The sequence below is a fragment of the Johannesbaptistia floridana genome (genome assembly GCF_057440575.1).
In genome coordinates this window covers 1-7,195 of sequence record NZ_JALKVM010000341.1, presented here as the reverse complement: position 1 = coordinate 7,195, position 7,195 = coordinate 1, and the positions used below count along the sequence as shown (strand labels likewise).

At 39.8% G+C, this 7,195-nt stretch carries 5 protein-coding genes; 2 read left to right on the top strand and 3 right to left on the bottom strand.

Going from position 1 to position 7,195, the window contains the following annotated elements:
- A partial coding sequence (locus MW688_RS19105) for an SAV_2336 N-terminal domain-related protein (protein ID WP_486737606.1) occupies positions 1 to 1,948 on the top strand: 1,948 nt, incomplete at its 5' end.
- A gap of 54 nt (positions 1,949 to 2,002) precedes the next feature.
- On the opposite strand, the gene MW688_RS19100 is transcribed toward MW688_RS19105, so the two are convergent.
- The 3 genes from MW688_RS19100 to MW688_RS19090 all read right to left on the bottom strand — a co-directional run bounded on the left by MW688_RS19100 (position 2,003) and on the right by MW688_RS19090 (position 5,647).
- Entirely contained in the window at positions 2,003 to 2,881 is an 879-nt protein-coding gene (locus MW688_RS19100) for a formylglycine-generating enzyme family protein (RefSeq protein WP_486737605.1), read from the bottom strand.
- Between the two features lie 84 nt (positions 2,882 to 2,965).
- Positions 2,966 to 4,507 (bottom strand): hypothetical protein, encoded by a 1,542-nt coding sequence (locus tag MW688_RS19095; protein WP_486737604.1) that lies wholly within the window; start codon positions 4,505 to 4,507, stop codon positions 2,966 to 2,968.
- A 165-nt stretch (positions 4,508 to 4,672) separates the two neighbouring features.
- Complete coding sequence (locus MW688_RS19090; protein WP_486737603.1) at positions 4,673 to 5,647, bottom strand: sirohydrochlorin chelatase; 975 nt, start codon at positions 5,645 to 5,647, stop codon at positions 4,673 to 4,675.
- Positions 5,648 to 5,792: 145 nt separating this feature from the next.
- On the opposite strand from MW688_RS19090, the gene MW688_RS19085 reads away from it, so the two are divergent.
- Positions 5,793 to 7,106: a DUF58 domain-containing protein gene (locus MW688_RS19085; protein ID WP_486737602.1), complete on the top strand. Its 1,314-nt coding sequence runs from the start codon at positions 5,793 to 5,795 to the stop codon at positions 7,104 to 7,106.
- The last annotated feature ends 89 nt before the right edge of the window (positions 7,107 to 7,195 follow it).

Sequence of the window (7,195 nt, the reverse complement as noted above, 5' to 3'; positions counted from 1 at the left end):
AAATGAGCAAGTTTTAGCAGTAATGAGTAAATATTTTTCAACTGTATTTAGCCCTAATAGGCGTGGCTTAATCTTGTTGGTAAGCGATTGTGTTTCGCCTCTCTGGAAACAAGCCTTGATCCATCCCTGGCTCAAAGAATGGTCAGAAAAGCAACATACAGCGATTTTACAACTCTTCCCAGAACAATTGTGGAATAGTACTCAACTCGCCCGAGGGCGTAAGTTTTTCGCCACGGCTACAACTCCAGGAGGTGCTAATTCTCAGTTATTGTTAAAAAACTATTCTGTCTGGTTGCAAGATGAGTCAGCTAATACTTTTGTGATTCCAGTAATTAATCTAGAACCTCAATTGATTAAGCAGTGGGCTAGGGTAGTAGCTGGTAAGGCTGAAGCCGAAGTCCCTACTTATCTATTTGATCTAGATTTTGTCAAAAAACAAGCTGGAAAGAAAGCACCCTCAAATCAAGTAAATAAAGAACTCTCTGCCGAAGAGATTGTCTCCCACTTTTTGAATACCTCCTCCAGAATCGCTCAAGAATTAGCAGCGTTGATGGCCGCTGCACCTGTGAATATGTCTGTAGTTAACTTAGTTAGAAAAGCTTTGTTACCCAAAGCTAAACCAGTACATGTGGCGGAGTTTTATATGGGGGGCTTACTAGAACCTCAAGAGCAAAATCAAGAAGATGGTTATATTCGTCTCTATGATTTTAAACCAGGTGTGCGTCAAGAGTTGAATGGGGCGATCGCCACTGACAAAACTATTAATGTGCTTAATGCGATTACTAACCATATCAATCAAAAACTAGGCCGTTCTCTCCAGGATTTTAGAGCTTTTTTAACTAAGTTACCAGAATTTCAACTTTCAGAACAGAAAGAAGTCTATCCTTTTGCTCAAATCACCCTAGAAGTACTCAATAACTTAGGGGGTGAATATGCTACTTTTGCTAGGACTGTAGAGTCATCTGTAGCTACAGTAAGGGTTTATGCTGCTTGGGGTATCAACAAGGATTTATTTACCTCTAGAGTGGCCAAGCTGGAACTAGTACTAAAGTTTGAGACAGTATATGTCAATATCAGAGGGGAAATAATTAAAACTCAAGCTTGTGAAGCTTCTTGTTATGAGTTACTTTTAGGAGAAGATTTTCAGCAACCAGGGGCGATCGCCCGAATGATTTATATACCTTCAGGTAAGTATCTGATGGGTTCTCCTGATGATGAGAAAGGTAGAAGAGAATCTGAAGGTCCCCAGCATGAGGTAGATGTCAGAGAGTTTTATCTCAGTCAAACGCCAATCACTGAAGCCCAGTGGCGATTTGTGGCTAAGTTACCTCAAGAAGCTAGACAGTTAAAAGAGTCTCCTTCTCACAAGGGGGATAATTATCCAGTTACTTATGTAAGTTGGTACGATGCGGTAGAATTTTGTGCGCGTTTGTCTCGTTACACAGGGAGAAATTATCGTTTACCCAGTGAAGCTGAGTGGGAATACGCTTGTCGAGCTGGTACCACAACCCCTTTTCATTTTGGTGAAACCATTAGATATGATTTAGCTTGTTATGATAGTAGTGTTGTTTATCAAGAAGAAATAGCTGATGAAAACCTCTATGGAACAAAAGAAGTAGGAAATTTTTATCCTAATTATCCTAATGGTTTTGGTCTTTACGATATGCACGGAAATGTTTTAGAATGGTGCGGAGATTCCTGGCATAGTGATTATCAAGGAGCTCCTAAAAATAGTAGAGTTTGGGATGATAATTCTGATTATCATAATGACTACCTAAATAATATAAATAAGCTTATAAAAACAAATAACACAAAATTAATACGTGGTGGTTCTTGGGACTTCAACCCAAGGTACTGTAGGTCTGCGTATCGCGTCTACGTCAACCCCGGCGACGACGACGACAACATTGGGCTTCGTGTCGCATGTTTTGCACGGGTATCTCCTTAATACTTATTCCCTTTTTCCCTTAAAAATTTATATATAAATATATTCATATATTTATTATTGATAATGCCAGTATGAAGCGGTAGAAATAGCTACCCTAAACCCACAATAGTAAAAATTGTAGTCGGGGTACTTATCATTGCGAACCGCAGACCGACAGTACATGGGGGTACTGCCCCAAGAACCTCCTCGTAATATGCGAAGGTTTTTAGAAGTTAAGAGATTGTTAAGATCAGGTAAATAGTCATAATAATGATTATTATTGTCGTCCCAGACTTCTCCTTGATTAGGTCTCCCCTCATAGTTATCATGCCAAGGATCTGCACACCATTCCCAGACATTACCGTGCATGTCATAGAGACCAAAAGCATTAGCGGCATCAAAAGAACCAACTTCTGTGGTTTTTCCCTTTGATTCACCCCTAACACCTCTGCCATAAGCTCCATTTTCTTGATCAGAAGCATCATAATTAGCTAGAGTTGTGGAGATAGTTTCTCCAAAGTGAAAAGGAGTTGTGGTACCAGCTCTACAAGCATACTCCCATTCAGCTTCACTAGGAAGACGATAACTTTTACCCGAGTAACGAGATAGACGGGCGCAAAATTCCACGGCATCGTACCAACTTACACTATCTACAGGTTTTTGGTCTCCTGGAAACTCTGATGGATTGAGTTTTAACTCTCTGTTTTCTTGAGATAGATTAGCTACTGCCCGCCATTGGGCCTGAGTCACTGGATAACGCCCCATACAGAAGCTTTTAACCCTTACTAGATGGAGTGGTCTCTCGTAGTTGTGACTCTCTGCCTCTGATAGAGGTGAACCCATCATGAAATTACCTCCCGGAATCAGGATCATTTCTAGGGAAGTACCATTAATATTTTCAATGTATCCAGGGAATTTTTGAGTTTGATAAACTATTCTTGATTCTAGATCCATGATACAGCGTCCTCTCCGGTTATATACTTATCATTAGACTAACATCAGCAAACCAGTGGTGAAGTAAGATAAACAACCGTCTCCCTAGAGAAAACTATCAACAACACTAAAGTTAGTAATAAACGATTCGTCTACTTTTCCCTCTAGTCCATAGGATGTAACTCTCAAAGAGTAATCTCCTACTCCTAAATTGGCATTGGTGTAGTCTCCTTTGGAGTCTCCGGCTAGGGCATAGGGTGCAATTTTTTCCGTCTGATTGATTTGAGTGGGTCCATCCAAGAGAAAATTAACCTTACTGATAGGGTCACTTGATTCGGCCATAAGACTAAGTGAAGAACCTACTTCAGCTAGATCAATAATTCCCCCTTCGGTAATTTCATCTAGAACAGTATCGCTCTCAGTATTAACTAAAAATAATTCTAGACTATCTGAGGCAGGTGGTTCTACTGGTGGTTCTACTGGTGATTCTACTGGTGGTTCTACTGGTGATTCTTCCGGTGGTTGTGTTACACTGTCAACAATACTAAAATTGGTAGTTAGAAAATTGTTCTCTTGTCCATCTAGAGCATAGGATGTAATGGTTAAGGAGTAATCTCCTACTGCTAAATTGGCATTGGTGTAGTCTCCTTTGGAGTCTCCGGCTAGGGCATAGGGTGCAATTCTTTCCCTTTGATTGATTGTTGTTGGTCCATCAAGCAGAAATTTAATCTCACTGACTCCGCTACTAGGTTCGGCCATAATGCTCAGTGAAGAACCCACTTGGTCAAGATTAACAATCTCTCCTGGAGAGATTTCTTGAATGATGGTATCAGTTTCGGTATTAATCAGAAAAAGTTCTATGGTGATAGGCTCTTCAGGCTCAGGAAGAGGAGCAACGCCACTATCCATAAAGTACAATTGAGCAAAGTCAGTGATATCGTTGACTTCATCTTGACCAACACCTAAGATATGTAAAGCTTCTACAGTGTCTGAAAAATCAATTCGATGGTCAAAAGGATCATAATAATTAAAAGCAGCTTGCCACTCATTAGACCATTGAGAATCAAGGGCTGAATTCACAAAATTAGATACAGCCCCAGCATCGGTGGTATTTAAGTCAGCAGTACGATTAGCATGATTACCATCATTAATCTTAATATGATTAACACCTAAGTTTGTCAGTGAGTTGAGAACAGCATCTCCGTATTGTCTAATGTTCCAATTACTGTGCTGAACAATCTCTATTTTGGTAGGATCTCCACCATTAGCCGCAACATACTGAGCTGCACCGAGACTTAAATCTGCTTGACCACCTTCGGCGACAAAAACTCTGTGACCACTATTAATAGTGTTTAGCCATTGTTGTCCTACAACTTCTATAGCAGCATTTCTATCATCGTGAGCATTAATCCAGTTGTTACGCCCCCAAGTGGCATCCATAACCAACTCAGAGTCACTCCGATAGGTATCTCCATTTTTACCATAAGCACCGCCTACAACTAAATAGTTTTCTATACCAAGACTATCAACAAGAACTTTACCAGTAACTGTAGCGTGACCATCATCTCTGTCAGGGGCATGATCATAATGCAGAGAAAGCAGGTCATTTTTTAGGTCAAAATTTTGACTACTATTTGTTTCTACCATAATAAATTTTACTCGTTTTAAATTATGAAACAATCTTATGAGTTTCAAATATAAAGAACGACTGAAAAATCACTTAATTAATGTGATTTTTTCTTGCCAAAGAAATAAATTAGTAAAAGCACTTACTTAGATCTTGCATCTTTGGTAAAGATGCAAGATCTGAGACTAAGGCGCTTGCCAAATTTTTTGATGATAGTCTTCTAATTTAGCGTAGGAATCAACCACGGGATGGTCATGATTGTGGTGATGGTCATGGTCATGATGATGATGGTGATGATGACTATTGCCATTGCTAAGGGCTTGTAAACGAAATTTACAGAGTTCACAATTCATCTGTACTTGTCCTAGTTGAGATTCAATCTCGCGATCGCGCAAAGTTTGCAACAGTTGAGGTTGAATGCCCATTTCTGGTAAACAATCAATCATAACCTCAGGATGGAGTTGTTGTTGTTGATGGCAAGTAGCGAAAATCTTTTCTACTAAAACCCCTGTAAACAGAAAATATGGTAAAACGATAATGCGCTTAGGTTGATATAGTAGTGCCCTTTCAAAGCCGATATCAAGACGAGGATGAGTTATACCAATAAAACAGGTTTCTACAGTTTTATAGTTACTACCTTCCCAGAGAATTCGCGCTAACTTATAGACATCACCATTAGCGTCCGGGTCACTAGAGCCACGTCCTACAAATAGTAACACGGTTTCGGCTCTCGGGATTTGTAGAGGGTTATTACTAGGTGAATCTAACTCCTCTAGGCGATCGCGCCATAGACTTAAAATCTCGGGAGTGATACCAAAATGACGTCCATAGTGAAATTTTATGTGGGGATAGATTTCACGACAACGGTCTAACTCATTAGTCACATCAAACTTATTATGCCTAGCAGCAAATAACAAAATCGGCAAAGCAGATATTTCTGTATAACCCTGGTTGACACATTCCGCCACACCATCAGCAATTGTCGGGGTAGTTAATTCCAAAAAACAGGGAATTACTGGTCTTGATAAGTCTAAACTCTGATATGTTTGACTAAAATCTAAAAATGCTTGACGTCCTTGTTCATTTTTGGTACCGTGACCAATCATTAACAAAGGGCGAGATAGGGGTAAATCTGCAAGTTTTGGAAAAGATGATGACATGAACAACTTAATTTTCTCTGTTTAAAATGAGTATTATTTAATGTGGTATAATTTAGTTCTAATCACAATTGGTATAGAACTAGTTACCGTAATTTATACTTAGCACGAAATACTTACTTTTCCTGGTAAATTTTATCTTGTTTTTATGTTATATCCATCAACACGTTTATACTATATATTGGGTGCGATCGGCTTATTAGGTTTTTTGATAGCCATAGTAAGTAACACCGCATCTAGTCTGGGGATAATTCTCAGTTTAGACATATTATTAATTCTGATTGCTATTATCGATGGCATCAGAAGCAGAAGAGACCGAGTCAAGATCACAAGATTACCTCTCTATCGTTTCTCCATAGGGAGAGAAAATCCCATACAGCTAGAAGTAAAAAACAATGCTAAAAAAACAGTAAGAATAAAAATTTGTGACAGTTACCCTGTAGAATTGCAACCGAATATCTCTGATTTTACTCTAGATTTAGCAAGCCTTAGCACAGAAGAATTATCTTATACAGTCTTCCCCCGTAAACGCGGTGAATTCTCCTGGAATAATATACAAGTAAGGCAATTGAGTCGCTGGAGTTTAGTTTGGCAAGGATGGCAAGTTGCCGCAGCAGAAACCGCCGTTGTGTATCCAGATTTAGTCGGTTTAAGGGAATTATCTATTCGTCTCACCTTAGAAAAAACTGGAACTATGCGACAAGCCAGACGCCTAGGAAGGGGAACAGAATTTGCAGAGTTGCGGGAATATTCCCAAGGAGATGATACCCGCATGATTGATTGGAAGGCTACAGCTCGTCGTAGTGTGCCAGTGGTAAGAGTATTAGAGCCAGAAAAAGAACAAACACTGATTATTCTCCTAGATAGAGGGAGACTAATGACAGCCCAAGTAAAAGGAATGAAGCGCTTTGAATGGGGATTAAATGCGACATTATCACTAGCCTTAGCTGGATTAAATCGGGGAGATCGCGTGGGTGTAGGAGTTTTTGATCGCCAAGTAGTTACTTGGATACCTCCAGAAAGAGGCGATCAACACATGTCTACCTTACTAGAATCTCTGTCTCGTTTACAACCAGTCTTGTTAGAATCAGATTACCTCGGGGTTGTCTCTCAACTCCTAAGCCAACAAACCCGACGGGCTTTAGTTGTCTTGTTAACTGACTGGGTAGATGTGACTGCTTCTACCGAACTTTTGCAGACAATGTTAAAACTTACTCCACGCTATCTCCCCTTTTGCGTCGCTTTAAAAGATCCTAATATAGATACGATTGCCCATAGTAATTCTCTTACTATCGAAGGAGCATATAATCAAGCTATCGCCTTAGATTTACTCCGTGAACGTCAAAACGCAGCTAAAATCTTACAAAAAAAAGGAGTTTTGGTATTAGATGCACCAGCTAATCAAATTACTAATCAATTAGTTGATCGCTATCTACAACTAAAAGATGCTAATCGAATTTAAATGAATAAGCCGAAGCAAGGGCGCAAGCCGAAGCATGGGCGCAAGCCGAAGCATGGGCGCAAGCCGAAGCAAGGGCGCAAGCCGAAGCA

What these genes read in the sequence shown, in the direction of transcription:
- MW688_RS19100 (WP_486737605.1), bottom strand. Translation starts at nt 2,881, where the DNA reads ATGGATCTAGAATCAAGAATAGTTTATCAAACTCAAAAATTCCCTGGA.
- MW688_RS19095 (WP_486737604.1), bottom strand. Translation starts at nt 4,507, where the DNA reads ATGGTAGAAACAAATAGTAGTCAAAATTTTGACCTAAAAAATGACCTG.
- MW688_RS19090 (WP_486737603.1), bottom strand. Translation starts at nt 5,647, where the DNA reads ATGTCATCATCTTTTCCAAAACTTGCAGATTTACCCCTATCTCGCCCT.
- MW688_RS19085 (WP_486737602.1), top strand. Translation starts at nt 5,793, where the DNA reads ATGTTATATCCATCAACACGTTTATACTATATATTGGGTGCGATCGGC.